Origin of the sequence: Sodalis sp. RH20, assembly GCF_047324205.1 — a bacterium.
Classification (GTDB): Bacteria; Pseudomonadota; Gammaproteobacteria; order Enterobacterales; family Enterobacteriaceae; genus Acerihabitans.
Genome location: NZ_CP178733.1, coordinates 4,423,910 through 4,440,929, shown reverse-complemented (window position 1 = coordinate 4,440,929; position 17,020 = coordinate 4,423,910). Strand labels below are relative to the sequence as shown.

At 58.4% G+C, this 17,020-nt stretch carries 16 protein-coding genes; 8 read left to right on the top strand and 8 right to left on the bottom strand.

The annotated features are described in order from the left end of the window. Nucleotides 1-3 precede the first annotated feature (3 nt). Complete coding sequence (locus ACL2XM_RS20270) at nucleotides 4-1,050, bottom strand: hypothetical protein (protein WP_410012615.1); 1,047 nt, start codon at nucleotides 1,048-1,050, stop codon at nucleotides 4-6. Nucleotides 1,051-1,674: 624 nt separating this feature from the next. Next, nucleotides 1,675-2,658, bottom strand: a complete 984-nt coding sequence (locus tag ACL2XM_RS20265) for a quinone oxidoreductase (RefSeq protein WP_413721845.1) — start codon at nucleotides 2,656-2,658, stop codon at nucleotides 1,675-1,677. Nucleotides 2,659-2,808: 150 nt separating this feature from the next. On the opposite strand from ACL2XM_RS20265, the gene dnaB reads away from it, so the two are divergent. From dnaB to ACL2XM_RS20240, 5 genes are all read left to right on the top strand, one after another. Continuing rightward, nucleotides 2,809-4,215 carry a replicative DNA helicase gene (gene dnaB / locus ACL2XM_RS20260; RefSeq protein ID WP_410012613.1) on the top strand — a complete coding sequence of 469 codons (1,407 nt, stop codon included), beginning with the start codon at nucleotides 2,809-2,811 and terminating at the stop codon, nucleotides 4,213-4,215. Nucleotides 4,216-4,232: 17 nt separating this feature from the next. Further along, complete coding sequence (gene alr / locus ACL2XM_RS20255) at nucleotides 4,233-5,327, top strand: alanine racemase (protein ID WP_410012612.1); 1,095 nt, start codon at nucleotides 4,233-4,235, stop codon at nucleotides 5,325-5,327. A 94-nt stretch (nucleotides 5,328-5,421) separates the two neighbouring features. Then, nucleotides 5,422-6,612 (top strand): aromatic amino acid transaminase, encoded by a 1,191-nt coding sequence (locus tag ACL2XM_RS20250; RefSeq protein WP_410012611.1) that lies wholly within the window; start codon nucleotides 5,422-5,424, stop codon nucleotides 6,610-6,612. Nucleotides 6,613-6,787: 175 nt separating this feature from the next. Continuing rightward, nucleotides 6,788-7,204, top strand: a complete 417-nt coding sequence (locus ACL2XM_RS20245; RefSeq protein ID WP_410012610.1) for a secondary thiamine-phosphate synthase enzyme YjbQ — start codon at nucleotides 6,788-6,790, stop codon at nucleotides 7,202-7,204. A gap of 2 nt (nucleotides 7,205-7,206) precedes the next feature. After that, complete coding sequence (locus tag ACL2XM_RS20240) at nucleotides 7,207-7,560, top strand: MmcQ/YjbR family DNA-binding protein (RefSeq protein ID WP_410012609.1); 354 nt, start codon at nucleotides 7,207-7,209, stop codon at nucleotides 7,558-7,560. Between the two features lie 41 nt (nucleotides 7,561-7,601). Here the strand turns inward: ACL2XM_RS20240 and ACL2XM_RS20235 are convergent, their stop codons facing one another. From ACL2XM_RS20235 to ACL2XM_RS20215, 5 genes are all read right to left on the bottom strand, one after another. Continuing rightward, on the bottom strand, nucleotides 7,602-8,744 hold the full coding sequence (locus tag ACL2XM_RS20235; protein WP_413721848.1) for a M20 family metallopeptidase: 1,143 nt from the start codon (nucleotides 8,742-8,744) through the stop codon (nucleotides 7,602-7,604). Nucleotides 8,745-8,789: 45 nt separating this feature from the next. Beyond that, nucleotides 8,790-9,869 (bottom strand): phosphotriesterase, encoded by a 1,080-nt coding sequence (locus ACL2XM_RS20230; protein WP_410012607.1) that lies wholly within the window; start codon nucleotides 9,867-9,869, stop codon nucleotides 8,790-8,792. Nucleotides 9,870-9,874: 5 nt separating this feature from the next. Further along, entirely contained in the window at nucleotides 9,875-10,870 is a 996-nt protein-coding gene (locus ACL2XM_RS20225; RefSeq protein ID WP_410016659.1) for an ABC transporter permease, read from the bottom strand. Between the two features lie 23 nt (nucleotides 10,871-10,893). Then, on the bottom strand, nucleotides 10,894-11,640 hold the full coding sequence (locus ACL2XM_RS20220; RefSeq protein ID WP_410016658.1) for an ATP-binding cassette domain-containing protein: 747 nt from the start codon (nucleotides 11,638-11,640) through the stop codon (nucleotides 10,894-10,896). Nucleotides 11,641-12,072: 432 nt separating this feature from the next. Beyond that, nucleotides 12,073-13,092 carry a LacI family DNA-binding transcriptional regulator gene (locus ACL2XM_RS20215; RefSeq protein WP_413721849.1) on the bottom strand — a complete coding sequence of 340 codons (1,020 nt, stop codon included), beginning with the start codon at nucleotides 13,090-13,092 and terminating at the stop codon, nucleotides 12,073-12,075. Between the two features lie 415 nt (nucleotides 13,093-13,507). Between ACL2XM_RS20215 and ACL2XM_RS20210 the strand changes: the two genes are divergently transcribed. Continuing rightward, complete coding sequence (locus ACL2XM_RS20210) at nucleotides 13,508-14,479, top strand: substrate-binding domain-containing protein (protein ID WP_413721850.1); 972 nt, start codon at nucleotides 13,508-13,510, stop codon at nucleotides 14,477-14,479. Nucleotides 14,480-14,570: 91 nt separating this feature from the next. Here ACL2XM_RS20210 and ACL2XM_RS20205 read toward each other — a convergent pair whose 3' ends face one another. After that, on the bottom strand, nucleotides 14,571-15,470 hold the full coding sequence (locus ACL2XM_RS20205) for a ribokinase (protein WP_413721851.1): 900 nt from the start codon (nucleotides 15,468-15,470) through the stop codon (nucleotides 14,571-14,573). A 27-nt stretch (nucleotides 15,471-15,497) separates the two neighbouring features. On the opposite strand from ACL2XM_RS20205, the gene ACL2XM_RS20200 reads away from it, so the two are divergent. Then, nucleotides 15,498-16,340 (top strand): BtpA/SgcQ family protein, encoded by an 843-nt coding sequence (locus ACL2XM_RS20200; protein ID WP_413731507.1) that lies wholly within the window; start codon nucleotides 15,498-15,500, stop codon nucleotides 16,338-16,340. A gap of 2 nt (nucleotides 16,341-16,342) precedes the next feature. Beyond that, nucleotides 16,343-16,987, top strand: coding sequence for a TenA family protein (locus ACL2XM_RS20195; protein WP_413721852.1), 645 nt, complete (start codon nucleotides 16,343-16,345; stop codon nucleotides 16,985-16,987). Nucleotides 16,988-17,020: the final 33 nt, after the last annotated feature.

Below are 17,020 nucleotides of genomic sequence, written 5' to 3'. Positions count from 1 at the left end.
CGTCTATCCGGGTAACACTGTATTGATCAATACTCTTGTAATATTGGAAACACTAACTGCATTTGTAATACGATTGATAATGCTATAAGAAATACTGCCGTTTACGCCACTGAGTTCCCGGAGATTGAAATAATTTATAGTGGCGTTTGTGCCCACCGTTGAGTTGGTCACGTCACCCTCCGCTACCACCGTACTACGGATAGGTACGCCGGCGTAGGTGCTGAGTGCTAACGTTATTCTGTAATGGTCCCCGTTGGAGACATTCGGCTGGCCACCGGGAATTTGCACTATGACGCCCTGGACCGCGGCATTATAAGTTATACGATAATCGGATATGTAGGGTAATGTTGGCGCGGCCAGAGTTGGAAGACTATAGGGGCTTCCTTCAATAGCAAGAAGCAATGGCGTGGAGGGAAAAAAGCCGTTCTGACTTTCTACTTCATAATAAACAAGGTAGGTTCCGTCAACGAGGTCGACTCCTGCATCCACTAGACCGGAAATATCTATGACCCAAGGGATATTCGTACCATCATAGAATCTTTGCGTTTTAAAAGACCCCCAGTAAAAAGTGAATACGTCGCCAATTGCCAGCACAACCGGGCGATATATGAGTGCCTGGACGCCTTGTTTGATAACGCTACCGGGCAAGACATTTTGTGTCGTCAGACCATTCACGCGCACCGGCAGCAAACTGGCATTAAAATAGATTATATTAATGGATGCGCTATTACCGCCGACAGAAGCTGTTACCGTCGCGGTGCCGAATTGAGGATTTGCCACTGAATTCATCAGCGTATTAGTGGTGATCCCATTATTGTCCGTCTCAGTGACCTGTGTAATTTCACCAAAAGAAGAACTCCAGGTTACCAACGCGTCTCTATGGGGCACCCCCGCCGAACTGGCGAAAAGGCTCAGCGTTACATCCGGGATGACTTGTGGGTTAATATAATAGGTCTCAGAGGTCAAGGATATCTCTACCGCCAGCGGATTTACCGGGCATACCGAATTGTGCTCTGGTGCATAATCAGGTTGATAAAATGTGTCAGACATAAGCACCCCTCTAAGAAATTACGCTAAAATTGCCGGCACAAATACCGGCAAAATTATCTTTTGTTTGTTCATTCCCAATCGGATTTGTTGCACACACATGGGCAATGCGGAAATAAATCAGCATAGATAAAGCATATGTTTATCAGCATCAATGAAATCGGCTAATTCAATATTAAGCGCGGCAATAATCGGAAGTCCATTGCCTTTTTCGCCTTATTACACCCAAGGCGCTTTTCCTCGCACCGCATGGCCGGATGCCACTATCAAAAAATGAGGCGCGCGGCGTATGCGTATAAGTAAGGAAGGGAAATGTGGGCGATGGATCACACTTTGATGTTTTGCCGACGTCAGTCAGCGGCAAAGTATGCATTTTACTTATCTATCCTGTTAGAATAATACCTCGGTTTTAGCATAAGCGTTTCATCGGCATCGGTGAATAATAGCTGTATAAGCAGCATACACCGTTGTTTAAGCCACTGTCCTACCTACACACGCGTTTTGCAGTTCGTTGTAATCGACGGGCCTTCGTGAGAAGGCCCGTTTTTTTGCATGGCGCAAGGCATGCTTTGGCCATGGATTATCCCCGCGGTCGGAGAAGGGAAGGGATAATGTGGCCGAACTTAATCAGGGTATTAATAATGAGGAGCCGTTGGTTTCACGGTTTTCCAGTGCCTCATGCGCCCGCCGTGCCTCGCCCAGGGGGTATTTTTGCCGCTCCGGTACCGTGATCTTGATGGCGCCGCTGGCAATCATCGAGAACAATTCGTTACTGGCAAATTTCAGCTCTTCGCGATTGGTGACATATCCGTTAAGCGAGGGACGGGTAACGTACAGCGAGCCTTTTTGGTTCAGGATGGCCAGGTTAACGCCGGTCACCGGGCCGGACGAGTTGCCGAAGCTGACCATCAGGCCGCGCCGGCGCAGGCTGTCCAGCGAAGCTTCCCAGGTGTTTTTACCCACTGAATCATACACCACGCTCACCTTGTTCCCCTGGGTCAGCGCCGCAACGCGTTCCGGCACGTTTTCTTCCCGGTAGTTGATGATTTCCCAGGCGCCGGCCTCTTTGGCCAGGGCGGCTTTTTCCTGCGAGCCGACGGTGCCAATCATCTTGGCGCCCAGCGCCTTGGCCCACTGGCAGGCAATGCGGCCGACACCTCCGGCGGCGGCGTGAAACAGGAAAATTTCATTCGGTTTGATTTCGTAGGTCTGGCGCAGCAGGTAAAAGACGGTCAGGCCTTTCAAAAATGACGCTGCGGCCTGCTCAAACGAAATGGCGTCGGGCAGGAGGGCGATATTTTTTTCCGGCACGTTATGCACGTCGCTATAGGCGCCCAGGGGCGACTGCGCATACACCACCCGATCGCCCGCCTTCAGCCCGGAGACACCGGCGCCCACCTTGATGATAATGCCGGCGGCCTCGGTCCCCAGGCCCGACGGCTTGGCGGGCGTCGGGTATAACCCGCTGCGTACATAGGTATCGATGTAATTGATGCCTATGGCTTTATTCGCAACCTGCACCTCGCCCGCCGCCGGATCCGCCGGGTTAAACTCCACGTATTGCATCACTTCCGGTCCGCCGTTGGCGGCAAACTGAATGCGCTTGGCCATGTCTGTTCCTCGCTTGGACAATGTTATTTACCCTTTATTTAACCATAAGCGCTTAATACCGGTTTGCAAAGCCGCATAGGATTTGGCGACAATCAACGCTACAATGCTGTTTTACCCAATGTCGCATCTATCAGGCAAAACCATTATTCCATGTCAGAAAAAAAACCAGCCGCCAAAACACAATTTTCCCGTGACCGCCAGGTCGAGGGTCTGAAACTTCCTCCCCATTCGCTGGAAGCGGAGCAGTCGGTATTGGGCGGATTGATGCTGGATAATGAACGTTGGGATAACGTCGCGGAACGCGTCACCGCCAAGGACTTCTTCAATCGTCCCCACCGCCTGATTTTTGGCGAGATGCAGCGTTTGCTGGAGCTGAACAAGCCGATCGATCTAATCACCCTTTCCGAGTCGCTGGAGCAGAAAGGCGATTTGGATTCGGTGGGCGGGTTCGCCTACCTGGCGGAATTATCCAAAAACACGCCCAGCGCGGCCAATATCTCGGCCTATGCCGATATCGTGCGGGAACGGGCGGTGGTGCGTGAAATGATCGCCGTCGCCCACGAAATCGCCGACGCCGGTTACGATCCCCAGGGGCGCAGCAGCGAGGATTTGCTCGATCTGGCGGAATCCAGGGTATTCCAGATTGCCGAAAACCGCGCCAGCAAGGATGAAGGTCCCAAGAGCATCGACCGCATCCTGGAAGACACCGTGGCGCGCATCGAGCAGTTGTACCAAAAACCGCATGACGGCGTTACCGGCGTCTCAAGCGGTTATTCCGATCTGGATAAAAAAACCGCCGGCCTGCAGAAATCCGATTTGATTATCATCGCGGCGCGCCCGTCGATGGGTAAAACCACGTTCGCCATGAACCTGTGTGAAAACGCCGCTATGACCGAGGATAAACCGGTGCTGATTTTCAGCCTGGAAATGCCCGGCGAGCAAATCATGATGCGTATGCTGGCGTCACTGTCCCGCGTCGATCAGACGCGTATCCGCACCGGCCAGCTGGACGATGAGGACTGGGCGCGAATTTCCAGCACCATGGGCATCCTGCTGGAAAAACGCAATATGTATATCGATGACTCGTCGGGGCTGACGCCGACCGATGTACGCTCGCGCGCCCGGCGGGTTTTTCGCGAGCACGACGGCCTGAGCCTTATCATGATCGACTACCTGCAGCTGATGCGCGTGCCGCAGTTGTCGGAAAACCGTACCCTGGAAATCGCCGAAATTTCCCGTTCGCTGAAAGCGTTGGCAAAAGAATTGCAGGTACCGGTAGTGGCGCTGTCCCAGCTCAATCGCGGCCTGGAGCAGCGCGCCGATAAACGTCCGATCAACTCCGATCTGCGTGAATCCGGCTCCATCGAGCAGGATGCCGATCTGATCATGTTTATCTATCGTGACGAGGTCTATCACGAAAACAGCGATATGAAAGGTATCGCGGAAATTATTCTCGGCAAGCAACGTAACGGCCCGATCGGGACGGTACGGCTGACCTTTAACGGACAGTGGTCGCGGTTCGATAGTTACGCCGGGCCGCAATATGATGATGATTAACAACCAGGACAAGGATAATGAAAACGGCAATCGCCGTTATTGACCGTGATGCGTTGCGCCATAACCTGCGGCAGGTTCGCCGGTTGGCGCCGCATAGCCGCGTGGTGGCGGTGGTAAAAGCGCAGGCATATGGTCATGGGCTGCTGGAAACCGCGTTCGCCGTGCAGGATGAGGCCGATTATTTTGGCGTTGCGCGCCTTGACGAGGCGCTTCAGCTGCGCAAAGCCGGCATCACCAAGCCGATTTTGCTGTTGGAGGGATTTTTCAGCGCCGATGAGCTGCCGCTCCTGGCCGAATACCGTCTCGCCACCGCGGTGCACAGCCCCGAGGAGCTGCAGGCGCTGGAACAGGCTACGCTGGCGCATCCCCTCGAGGTCTGGCTGAAGCTGGATACCGGCATGCACCGCCTGGGCGTACGTCCGTCCCAGGCCGAGGCGTTCTATACCCGGCTGGCGGCCAGTCGGAATGTCGCCGGGCCGGTAAATATCATGAGCCACTTTGCCCGCGCCGACGAGCCGGAGCTGGATACCACCCGCCGGCAACTGGCCGTTTTCGACGCCTTCGCGCAGGGCAGGCCGGGCAAACAATCCATTGCCGCTTCCGGCGGCATCCTGCTGTGGCCGCAATCCCACCGCGATATGGTGCGCCCCGGCATCCTGCTCTACGGCGTCTCGCCGCTTGATAACAACACGGCGGCGAACGACGGTTTTCGCCCGGCGATGACCCTCGCCTCCGTGCTGATTGCGGTGCGCCGCCATCGTGCCGGCGAAGCCTGCGGTTACGGCGGCACCTGGGTCAGCCCGCGCGATACCCGCCTCGGCGTGGTGGCGTTCGGCTACGGCGACGGTTATCCGCGCAGCGCGCCGAACGGCACCCCGGTGCTGGTTAATGGCCGCGAAGTGCCGCTGGCGGGGAGGGTGTCCATGGATATGCTGACCGTCGATCTCGGGCCGGACGGGCGTGAGCGCGTGGGCGACCGCGTCGAGCTGTGGGGGCCGCGGCTTCCGGTGGAACGCATTGCCGCCGCCAGCGGCATCAGCGCCTATGAGCTTATCACCAAGGTCACCTCGCGGGTCGCGCGCGAGTATGTGGATGGCGGCGACATCCGTTAAATTTTAATTAGGGTTATGACAAATAATTATATTTATTTGGTAATGTAGTGGCGAGGTTTCATATTTGAACCCGACAACCCAGGAGAGCTGCACTGTGTTCCAGAATGTTGATGCTTATGCGGGGGATCCAATCCTGTCGCTGATGGAAACCTACAAACAGGACCCGCGACCGGACAAAGTCAACCTGAGCATAGGGCTGTATTACAATGAGCAGGCGATTATTCCGCAATTGAAATCGGTGGCGCAAGCCGAATCCCTGCTAGAAGTCAGCCCGACGCAGGCATCATCCTACCTGCCGATGGCGGGACTGGCCTCGTACCGTTCCGCCAGCCAGTCGCTGCTGTTCGGTGAGCATCATCCGATGCGCGCGGCGTTGCGCATCGCCACCATCCAGACCCTGGGCGGCTCGGGAGGGTTAAGGATTGGCGCGGATTTCCTCAGGGATTATTTCCCGCAGTCCGAAGTCTGGGTCAGCGATCCGACTTGGGAAAATCATGTGGCCATTTTTTCCGGCGCAGGGTTTAAGGTCAACCGTTATCCCTATTTTGACGGCGAAACGCTGACGGTCAATGTCAGCGCCATGCTGGAATGCCTGCGCCAGTTGCCGGCCCAGAGCATCGTGCTGCTGCATCCGTGCTGCCACAACCCCACCGGTTCCGATCTCACCCGCGAACAATGGGACCGGGTTATCAGCGTGGTGGCGGAGCGGGAACTCATCCCGTTCCTGGATATTGCCTACCAGGGCTTTGGCGAAGGATTAGATGAGGATGCCTATGCGGTGCGCGAAATGGCGCGGCTGGGACTGCCCTGCCTGGTAAGCCAGTCGTTCTCGAAAATTTTCTCGCTCTATGCCGAGCGGGTGGGAACGTTGTCCGTGGTCTGCGCCAGCGCGGAAGAAGCCGGGCGCGTTCTGGGCCAGCTGACGTCCACCGTGCGCCGTAACTATTCCAGCCCGCCTAATTTTGGTGCGCAGGTGGTGGCGCGGGTGCTTAACGATCCGGCGCTGTACGCGCTGTGGCGTGAGGAAGTCGCCGCCATGCGCGCGCGTATCCTGCAGATGCGCCGGGACCTGGTGGGCGCGCTGAAAGTCGCGTTGCCCGCGCGTCGTTTTGACTATTTGCTGGAGCAGCGCGGCATGTTCAGCTATACCGGCCTTAGCCCGCGGCAGGTGGACCGGCTGCGCGACGAGTTTGGCGTTTATCTGATTGGCAGCGGCCGGATGTGCCTCGCCGGGCTGAACACCGATAACGTCCAGCGGGTAGCGCGGGCTATCGCCGCGCTGTAATGTGCCCGGCAATGCCCTGACGGCCCGTCGCGCGTTTTGCCGGCGGCGGGCCGCCGGCGCCTGCCATGAACGCCCGCTTTTCTCCGGTTCCCCCTCTATTAATCACCCCTTTCCACGCCGGTATGCCCCTATGCTCGCGCTGCTATACTTAAACTTACTGAAAGGAGCCTGAACTATGTGGCATCAACAAACCCTGATCCTGAAAGCCCGCGCGCGCGGTTTTCACCTGGTCACCGACGAGATAGCCGGCCAGCTCCCCGCGCTTGCCGATATTCGCACCGGCCTGCTGCATTTATTGCTGCAGCATACTTCCGCCTCGCTGACGCTGAATGAAAACTGCGACCCCAGCGTCAGAACCGATATGGAAAGCCATTTCCTGCGCCAGGTGCCCGAGGACGCCCCCTATGAACATGATTACGAAGGCGCGGACGATATGCCCGCGCACATTAAATCGTCTTTACTGGGTGCGTCACTGTTGATCCCCATCGGTCGGGGTAAATTGCTATTGGGGACCTGGCAGGGCATCTGGCTGGGTGAACATCGTAATCGGGGAGGGGAGCGCCGCATCGTCGCTACCCTGCAAGGGGAGTAAATATGGATCAATCCACATTTCTGGCGTATTGCATGGATAAGCCGGGCACGGAACAGAGCCTGCGGCAAGAATGGCAGGCCAGTCAGGTAAAAGTGGGGGAGGTTATGTTCGCCATGACCCACGAAATGAATGGCAAGCCCGTGATTTCACTGAAAAGCAGTCCGGAAATGGCGGCATCGCTGCGCGCGGAATATCAAGCCATCGTGCCGTGCGGCCTGTTGAATAAAACGCACTGGAATACGCTGTTCCTGGACGGGGATATCCCTGATTCGCAGTTTTATCACCTGGCCGACGCCTCCTGGCAGCTGGCGGTGGAATCGCTGCCGGACGCGCGGCGCCAGGAACTGAATATCTGACAGGGCGAAAACGCGCTCACCCTGCGGCGGCGCCTGTGCCGTTACGCCGCGCCGTATTTTCCCCAGTCGCTAATTAAAGCGCCATACAGCGCTACGGCCTGCCGTAGTTTATCCACCGCGCAGTATTCGTTGGTTTGATGCGCCATCGTCGGTTCACCGGGGCCGAGGATAATGCACGGCGGCGCGCCCAGCGCGCCCAGCAGCAGCGAGGCGTCGGTAAAATAGGGCACCACGCGCGGCTCTGGCTGCGCGTCATGCAGCGGGGCGCAGCGTTCGAATACCCGGCGGATCCAGGCGTTGCGGGGCTCGGTCAGTATCGCGGGCAGATCCACAAGCGTCGTCACCGTCACGGTATCGCCCAGCGCGGTGGTCAGCCGCTGGCGGATTTCGTCATGACGCAGATTGGGCGCGGTGCGGATATCCACGTCAAATTGGCTATGGTCCGGTACCGAATTGATATTCAGCCCGCCGCGGATGGTGCCGACGTTCAGGGTGGGCTGTTTCATCAGCGGATGCGGCGCGCCCGGCGTGAAATGACGGATCTTGCCTATTGCCTCGGCGGCCAGGTAAATGGCGTTGATACCCAACTCCGGCATGGCGCCGTGGGCGGTTTTTCCCCGGGTTTCGCAGCGCAGCCACAAGGCGCCCTTATGGCCGATGACCGGATAGTTGGCGGTGGGTTCGCCGACAATCAGCGCGCCTGCCGCCGGCAATGTGTCGCGCGCCGCGTCGATCAACGCCCGGGCGCCGTCGCAGCCGGTTTCCTCGCCGCCGGTTAAGACCAGCACCACGCCGGGGCCTGCCAGGATGGCATCGCGATACTGGCGGCAGGCGACGATAAAGGCGGCGATGGCCGCTTTCATATCGCTGGCGCCGCGCCCGTACAGCCGGCCGTCGCTGATTTCGCCCGCAAAGGGGTCAAAACGCCACTCCGCGTTGCCGAGCGGCACGGTATCCACATGGCCGGTGAACGCCAGCGGTTTCTCGTCGGCCCGCCGGCCCGCGAGGCGGGCCACCAGGTTAAACCGCCGCTCGCCGAACCGCTTGAGATCGATGCTGAATCCCTGTTCCCGCAGATAATCCGCCAGGAATGCCATGCATAAAGACTCGTCGCCGGGCGGATTGATGGTATTAAACCGCACCAGGGCGCGGGTGAGTGAAATAACGTCATCGTTCGGGTTCATGGCTTGGTCCGCAATCAGCGCCACGGGGGCGATGCCCCGCGGCATTCAGCGCGTAAAGACACGCCGGGGATTATCGATCATCAGGGTTTCCAACTGCTCGCCGCTGATGCCGTGGCGCCGCAGGCGCGGTACAAAATGCTTGAGAATATAACCATAGCCATGGCCGCCATAGCGGGTCAGCATGGTTTTCAGGAACACATCCTGGGACAGCAGCACCTGTTGAATAAACCCGTCGTCGATAAGCTCGCGAATGGCGCGGGCGTTTTCTTCGTCCGACGGCGATTGCGCGGCTTCATCGGCATAATAATAACCCATGCCGATCATATCGTATTCCAGGAACGCGCCGCGCCGCGCCAGATCGCGCTGATAGGTTTTATCCTGGAAACTGGGGTTCATATGGCACAGCACCACATGGCGCAGGTCGGCGCCCTCATGCTCCAGGATGTCCAGCACCCGGTGGCCGTGGCGTTCCCAGCCCGGCAAATGGATTTCCATCGGCACGCCGGTGGCGGCGCTGGCGCGTCCGGCGGCGCGCAGCGATTTTTCTTCATCCGGCGTAAACGCGGCGGATACGCCGATTTCGCCGATAAGCCCGGCGATAACCAGCGGTTTTTCCACGGCGCCGCCGACATCGTAGATAAGCTGCTCCGTTAACTGTTCCACCGATCGGGTCTTGACGTAGGCCGGATGCGAGGGTTCCAGGTAAAAGCCGGTGCCCATCACGATATTCAGGCCGGTAAGGCGCGAAATGCGCTGCAACGCCAGCGGATCGCGGCCGATGCCGATATTCGTGGGATCAACTACCGTTTCGCCGCCGAGCGCGCGAAATTTCATCAGCTCCGCCACCGCCAGCTCCGGGTCGAACAGCTGGCAATTATCGCGGCTGGCCAGGGGATTGAGCGCCAGTTCGCCGAGGTTTTCCATCCGCACCGGCATTTCGGCCAGGTGGCGTTCGCTGCAGCAGCAGGGCGGCACCCATTTGCCGGAAGCATCCAGCAGAATATGCTCATGCATCAGGGTCACCCCCATCCGCGCCACCGGCAGCGGGCCGAGCACCGTCATCACATAACCGCTGTCCACGCCGAGCGGCAGCGGATCGGCATGGCGGAAAATCGAGTTTTGCATCCTGTCTATCCTTTGGTCGGCACGGGATTAAAAATGCGGGTATTGAGCCAGATTGCCAGCAGGATTATGGTGCCGGTGGCAATTTGGGTATAAAACGGCGATATATGCGACAGGATCAGTCCGTTTTGGATTACGGCAATGGACAGGGCCCCCAGCAGGGTACCGATAATGGTGCCGAATCCGCCGAACAGGCTGGTGCTGCCGAGCACCACCGCGGCGATAACCTGCAGCTCGAATCCCTCGCCCTGGTTGGAGGAACCGCTGCCCAGGCGGGCGGTAATAATCATTCCCGCCAGCGCGGCGCTCATGCCGCTTAGCACATACACCCACAGGGTGGTGGCGCGGGTATTGACCCCCGCGCGCCTGACTCCTTCGGTGTTGGAGCCGATGCCGGTGACATAACGGCCGAAACGGGTGTGATTAAGCAAAACATGCCCGCAAAGCAGGGCCAGCACGCCCAGGATGGCCGGCAAGGGCAACCCTATCACCCATGCCCGTCCCAGCAGGGTAAAAGGGCTATCGGCCGGGATGGGAATGGAATAGCCCTGGGTTATCAGCAGCGCCACGCCGCGCACCACCGCAAGCGTCGCCAGGGTGACGATAAAGGCCGGGATGCCTTCGTAGGCGATAAAATACCCGTTAAGCACGCCTATCATCCCGCCGAGCGCCAGGCCGCCCAGCAGCACCACCGGCCAGGGCAATCCCCAGTTATTCAGGGCAATGGCGGACAGCGCGCCCACCAGGGCCAGGGTGGATCCTACCGACAGGTCGATGCCGCCGGTGGTGATCACAAGCGTCATGGCCGTGGCGACAATGAGCAGCGGCGCGCTCTGGCGAATAATATTCAGCCAGTTGGCGCCGCTGAGGAAGTTATCGGTAATCAGCGCAAACACCACGCAGCAGAACAGGCAAAACAGCGCGATGCTGACCACGCCGGAGTGATTGTGCAGGATGCGTCTTGGCAGGGAGTGCCGGATCATTCGGGTACTGGTCATATTTATCATACTCATGCGGAGATCCCCCGTTAATGGGCGCGGGCGGAATGCGCCTCGAACTTTTCGCCAACGATAAGGTTAACGATTTCCGCCAGGCTGGTATCGGCCACCCGGCGGTCGGCAACATTCGTGCCCTCGTACATCACCATAATGCGATCGCATACCAGGAACAGATCCTGTAAGCGGTGGGTAATCAGGATCACGCTGACCCCGCGGGCGCTGACGCGTTTGATTAACGCCAGAACCGCCTCCACCTCGGCCACCGCCAGCGCGGCGGTCGGCTCATCCATGATCAGCACCTTGGGTTCGAATGCCGCGGCGCGGGCGATGGCGATGGCCTGCCGTTGCCCGCCGGACAGGTTGCGCACCAGCAGACGGGTATCGGGAATGGAAATGCCCAGCCCCTGCAGCATGTCCCGCGCCTCGGCATGCATTCTTTTTTCATCCAGGAACGGCATGCCCAGTAGCCGCGTCTGCGGCTCCCGGCCCATAAATAAATTACCGGCCACATCCACCGTGTCGCACAACGATAAATCCTGATAGACCATTTCGATATGGCAGCGGCGGGCATCGGCGGGCGTGGCGAATCGCTGTTCGCTGCCGTCGATGCGGATGGCGCCGCTGGAGGGGACCACCGCGCCGGATAAAATCTTGGTCAGCGTGGATTTGCCCGCGCCGTTATCGCCGACCAGTCCCAGCACCTCGCCCGGCGCCAGCTTGAGATTGACGCCGCGTAGCGAACGTATGGATCCGTAGGTTTTGGTGATGGCCACCATCTCCACCCGGGGTGGCACCCTCTGTGCTACAGCCATTGATTAACCTCCACTCGTGTTAACAAATACGAAGGGGGGGCATGCCGGCCCGCAGGGCCGTCACGCCGGCGTCGGAAATTGCCGTTATTTTCGGTTTGCATTCCTTTGTAAACCGGTTTACCAAAATAACGGGAATCCACTTTCGCCGCTCCACTCGCAATAACGCGCTGCTCATGGATATTTGTATCGCCATACGCCATCAAGCAGCTTTCATGCCATTCAGGATGGGGCGGGGGCGACATATTGGTGTAATGAACAGGTATTTAACTGTTTTTTAAGATAATAAAAATTATTCGCAACATTGCGATCCCGGACTTGCCGGTCAGGGGGACCGGCGCGGATTACCGCGCCGTGACGCAGGGTTGTGCAGGCATGCGCCGTTATGGTGCAAAAGCGTTAGACCGGGGCATAAGGTTTAACCGAATCGCGGCCAATCCATTCCACCGGGATGCGGGTAACCTGGGCCACCGCCTGGCCGCCGCCAAGCAGCTTCATCATAATCTCAATGGCGGTGCGGCCCAGCAGCCGGGCGGGCTGGCGAATGGTGGACAGCCGCGGGGTGATAAGCTCGGCATAGCTGGCGTCATCGAAGCCGACCAGCGATAGTGCGTCGGGGGCGCTTTGGCCCCGTTGGCGCAGTCCGTCCAGCAGACCCAGCACCAGATAATCACTGGCGGCGAATACCGCGCTCGGCGCATCCGGCAGCGCCAGCAGCCGGTGCAGGGCGGCCTGGCCGAACTCGCGGCTGTAATCGCCATACAGTACCCATTCCGGCGGGCAGCTCAAACCGGCGCGCGCCATCGCCTGCCTGAATCCTTCATGCCGTTCCCGCACGCTCATCAGGGCGTCGGGACCGCCGACAAAGGCGATACGCCGGTGTCCGGCATCAAGCAAATGCTGGGTGGCCAGTATTCCGCCCTGGACATTATCGACAAAGACCTTAGGCACGGCGCTGCCCGGGATATCCTCGTCAATCAGCACGATGCGCTGATGGCCCAGCAACTCCTCGCGCAGCAGGCCGTTATCGGGCCGGTTGGTCGTGAACAGCAGGCCGTCCACCTGGCAGGTATCCAGCCAGCGGATAAACTGACGCTCCTTGTCGGGATTATTGCGGGTAATGCACAGCACCAGGCTGTAGTGGTGTTCAGAGGCCGCCTCTTCCGCCGCATCGGCCAGCTCGGCAAAAAACGGATTGGTAATATCCGGCAGCACCAGGCCGATAGTCTCGCTGCCGCCCTTGCTCAGGCGGCGCGCCAGGCTGTTGGCCCGATAGTCCAGACTGGCAATGGCATCCTCGATACGCGTTATAGTGGCCTGCGGCAGGACGATGCTGTTATTCAGGTAGCGCGAAACGGTAGCCTTGGACAGGCCCGCCAGAGCGGCGACATCCGACAGTACGACCCTTTTTTTACCCATCCAGCCCACCGCTGTCAGTGAATCCAGCGGTATTGTTAACACATTTTGGTCAGGCGTTTACAGCCTTTTTTTAGCCGGCGCGGGCTCCCGGCTGCTAGCCATAAAAAAATTAGCGCTTGACAAAAAAACGGCGCCGATTAATTGTAATTAACAGTTTACCTGCACCAAAGAGTAACCGGGAGTTATTCCCAAGCCTGTTGGTTCCTGCCGTGAAATAGCCTACATGGACAGGTTATGGTAAGGATTCAGCAGTGACGATGTATGCAAACCCGGCGAAAACGATTTAAGCCCGGGAATGTTTCTTCGCGCTATCAGATATTTGTCCCGCCAAAAAATAATCCTTGATGCGTAACGCGGCTGCCGCTTTACATTTCCCATCATGCCCTGAGCGTTTATTTCCGACGAGGACAACGTTATGTCATTCTATGCCAGTAAAAAAATTATCCGTACTGTAGCATGCTCGCTAAGCGCCGCCGCGCTCGTGGCCGGCGGGGTTTTCTCCGCCGGGGCAATGGCCAAGGACGCGCCGCCCACCTACGCGCTGGTGCAAATTAACCAGCAGGCGTTGTTCTTTAACCTGATGAATAAAGGCGCGCAGGAAGCCGCGAAAGAGAGCGGTAAATCATTGGTCATCTTTAATGCCAACGACAATCCGGTGGCGCAGAATGACGCCATCGAAAACTATATCCAGCAGGGAGTGAAAGGCATCCTGGTGGATGCTATTGATGTCAACGGCATTATGCCCGCCATTAAGGAAGCGGCGGACGCCCATATACCGGTTATCGCCATCGACGCGGTACTCCCGGACGGCCCGCAAAAATCCCAGGTGGGCGTGGATAATGTCAAAGGAGGCCAGATCCTGGGCGATTATTTTACCGATTATGTACAAAAAAATATGAACGGCAAAGCGAAGGTCGGTATTGTCGGCGCCCTGAACTCAGCCATTCAGAATGCCCGGCAGAAAGGTTTTGAAGACGCGTTAAAAAAGAATCCGGCGATTACCGTCGCCGATGTGGTGGACGGACGCAATATCCAGGATGATGCCCTGACCGCGGCGGAAAACCTGATCACCGGCAACCCGGATATGACCGCGATTTACGCCACCGGCGAGCCGGCGCTGCTGGGTGCCATGGCGGCGGTGGTCAACCAGGGACGCCAGGGCGATATCAAGGTCTTCGGCTGGGATTTGACCGCCCAGGCGATTGCCGGTATCGATCAGGGGTATGTGGCGGCGGTACTGCAGCAGGATCCGCAGAAAATGGGCGCCGAGGCGTTGAAGGCGCTAAACGCGGTAACCGCCGGCAACAGCGTGGAGAAAAATATCCTGGTACCGGCCGCGGTGGTGACCAAAACCAACGTCGATACCTATCGGCCATTGTTTAAATAACGCCGATCGGATCGGTGTTGATGGTCATGGGTGATAACGCCATTACCCGTACGGCATCCCGGCCCGGGCCGGGATGGATGAACGCGTCCGGTCACGCCAGGATGGCGTCAAGCTCGGCGCGGGTGGGAAACGCGCGCAGCGTACCGCTGCGGCCGATGGTGACTGCCGCCGCCAGGCCCGCGTGCCGCAGGGCGATAGCATCAACCGGCAGGTCGCGCCGCAGCGCGGAGGCCAGCATGGCCGCCAAAAAGGTATCGCCCGCGCCGGTGGTGTCGACGACCCGGCAGGGCGCGGCTTCGGCCCGCAGTTGCCGGCCGTCCCTGAACAATACCGCGCCGTCGGCGCCCAGGGTCATGACCAGGGCGCCGTTGCCGCCGGCCAGCAGGCGCCGTGCGGCGTCGGTCCTGTTTTCCAGGGCGGCGTTGAGCAAACGGGCCTCGACGCTGTTCACCACGGCCAAATCGACCAGCGGCCAGAGCCGGGCGAATTCCGTTTTGACCGGCGAGGGATTAAACACGGTGTATAACCGGCGGCTGCGGCAATATTCAAAAATGGCGCGCGTTTTATCAAAGGAGAAATTACCCTGCTGCAAGACGATATCGCCCGGCCGGGCATCGGCCAGGACGGAAGTTATCTGCGCCAGCGATAACATCCCGGCGGCGGTGGTGGTGGTAATATTGGCGTTATCACCGTCGGCGCTGTTTAAGATAATCGAGGTATCGGTCGCACAATCCAAGGGTTCTTCTGGAAATAATGTTAATGATTCCTGAGCTAATTTATCGCGACACCAGTCACCCTGATGATCGTTGCCGCGGGCGGCGATTAACGTGGTGCTTATTCCGCAGCGGGCCAATATTACGGCCTGATTGGCGCCTTTACCGCCAAGATCCTGCGATATTTTTCGGCCATGGATCGATGCGCCTTTTTCCGGCAGTTCATCGATTTGATAGGTCTGGTCAACGCCCATATTACCCACGACATAGACGTGCATAACTTATTCCTTAGAAGGTGAAACATAATGGCATCTATATCAGCAGAAAAACCAAGCGCAATACAAGATATATTTTCAATAAACAAAGCGATTATTGGCGTGGTCCATTGCGAAGCCTTTCCCGGCTCGCCACAATATAAAGGCCAGTCTTTTGCTAAAATAATTGATCGCGCGCTCTATGACGCAAAAAGTTATATTGAAGGCGGTGTGCATGGATTAATTGTCGAGAACCACGGCGATATTCCTTTTTCTAAACCCGAGGATATCGGCCCGGAAACGGCGGCGTTAATGTCGGTGATTACCGATCGTATTAAGATGGCATTCGGCGTGCCGCTCGGCATCAATGTATTGGCCAATGCGGCGTTGCCGGCATTGGCCACGGCGTTGGCGGGCGGCGCGGATTTTATCCGGGTCAACCAATGGGCGAACGCCTACATCGCCAACGAAGGTTTTATCGAGGGGGCGGCGGCCAGGGCGCTGCGTTATCGCAGCCTGCTGCGCGCCGAGCATATCCGGGTATTTGCCGACAGCCATGTAAAACACGGCAGCCATGCCATTGTCGCCGATCGCTCCATCCAGGAACTGACCCGCGATGTGGATTTTTTCCAGGCCGACGCGGTGATCGCCACCGGCCAGCGCACCGGCGACAGCGCCACCCTGGAGGAAATTGACGAAATCCGTTCGGCCACGGCGTTGCCGTTGCTGGTCGGGTCGGGCGTCACGCCAGATAACGTAGGACAGATCCTGCAGCGCACCCAGGGGGTGATCGTGGCCAGCACCCTGAAAGTGGGCGGCGTATGGTGGAACGAAGTGGAGCCGGCGCGGGTTAAACATTTTATGGCCGCGGCGCGGGCCGCGCTGGAGGCGTGATCGTGATAAGTTTTAGCGAACAATTGCTGGCGGAACATCAATCCACCTGGCAGGCCATGCAGCAGCATCGTTTTGTCACCGATATCGGGCAGGATCGGCTGCCGGCGCGGGTGTTTAACCAGTACCTGGTGTTTGAAGGCGATTTTGTCGCCACGGCCATCGGCATTTTTGCCCTGGCGGTGAGCAAGGCGCCTGGCATCCGCCAGCAGCGCTGGCTGGTGGGCGTGCTAAACGCGCTGGTGGACGAGCAGATGGGCTATTTTGAGGACGTGCTGGCAAGGCGCGGCATCGATATTAACAACTACAGGCGCGATGTGCCGGCGGTCGCCCGTTTTCGCGACGGTATGCTGGCGGCGGCGCGGCAGGGGGGCTATGCGGATATTATTACCCTGATGTTCGGCGCCGAGTGGATGTATTACGCCTGGTGTCGGCGCGTCAGCGAGTCGGCGCAGTCGGACGCCGATTTGCGCCATTGGGTGGAGATGCATGCCGCCGAGGCGTTTTTTGCCCAGGCGCGCTGGTTAAAAGAGGAATTGGACGCCCTCGCCGCGGCCCTGCCGGAGACGGAGCGCCGGCGCCTTTCCGCCCTTTACCGCCAGGTGCTGGTGTGGGAAATTGATTTTCACGAGGCGGCGTATACCCAATAAGGCAGGGAAACAACGCCGGGTGGTTGCCCGGCG

Coding starts and splice junctions, on each gene's coding strand:
- ACL2XM_RS20270 (WP_410012615.1), bottom strand. CDS start 1,050: ATGTCTGACACATTTTATCAACCTGATTATGCACCAGAGCACAATTCG.
- ACL2XM_RS20265 (WP_413721845.1), bottom strand. CDS start 2,658: ATGGCCAAGCGCATTCAGTTTGCCGCCAACGGCGGACCGGAAGTGATG.
- dnaB (WP_410012613.1), top strand. CDS start 2,809: ATGTCAGAAAAAAAACCAGCCGCCAAAACACAATTTTCCCGTGACCGC.
- alr (WP_410012612.1), top strand. CDS start 4,233: ATGAAAACGGCAATCGCCGTTATTGACCGTGATGCGTTGCGCCATAAC.
- ACL2XM_RS20245 (WP_410012610.1), top strand. CDS start 6,788: ATGTGGCATCAACAAACCCTGATCCTGAAAGCCCGCGCGCGCGGTTTT.
- ACL2XM_RS20240 (WP_410012609.1), top strand. CDS start 7,207: ATGGATCAATCCACATTTCTGGCGTATTGCATGGATAAGCCGGGCACG.
- ACL2XM_RS20235 (WP_413721848.1), bottom strand. CDS start 8,744: ATGAACCCGAACGATGACGTTATTTCACTCACCCGCGCCCTGGTGCGG.
- ACL2XM_RS20230 (WP_410012607.1), bottom strand. CDS start 9,869: ATGCAAAACTCGATTTTCCGCCATGCCGATCCGCTGCCGCTCGGCGTG.
- ACL2XM_RS20220 (WP_410016658.1), bottom strand. CDS start 11,640: ATGGTGGCCATCACCAAAACCTACGGATCCATACGTTCGCTACGCGGC.
- ACL2XM_RS20215 (WP_413721849.1), bottom strand. CDS start 13,092: ATGGGTAAAAAAAGGGTCGTACTGTCGGATGTCGCCGCTCTGGCGGGC.
- ACL2XM_RS20210 (WP_413721850.1), top strand. CDS start 13,508: ATGTCATTCTATGCCAGTAAAAAAATTATCCGTACTGTAGCATGCTCG.
- ACL2XM_RS20205 (WP_413721851.1), bottom strand. CDS start 15,470: ATGCACGTCTATGTCGTGGGTAATATGGGCGTTGACCAGACCTATCAA.
- ACL2XM_RS20200 (WP_413731507.1), top strand. CDS start 15,498: ATGGCATCTATATCAGCAGAAAAACCAAGCGCAATACAAGATATATTT.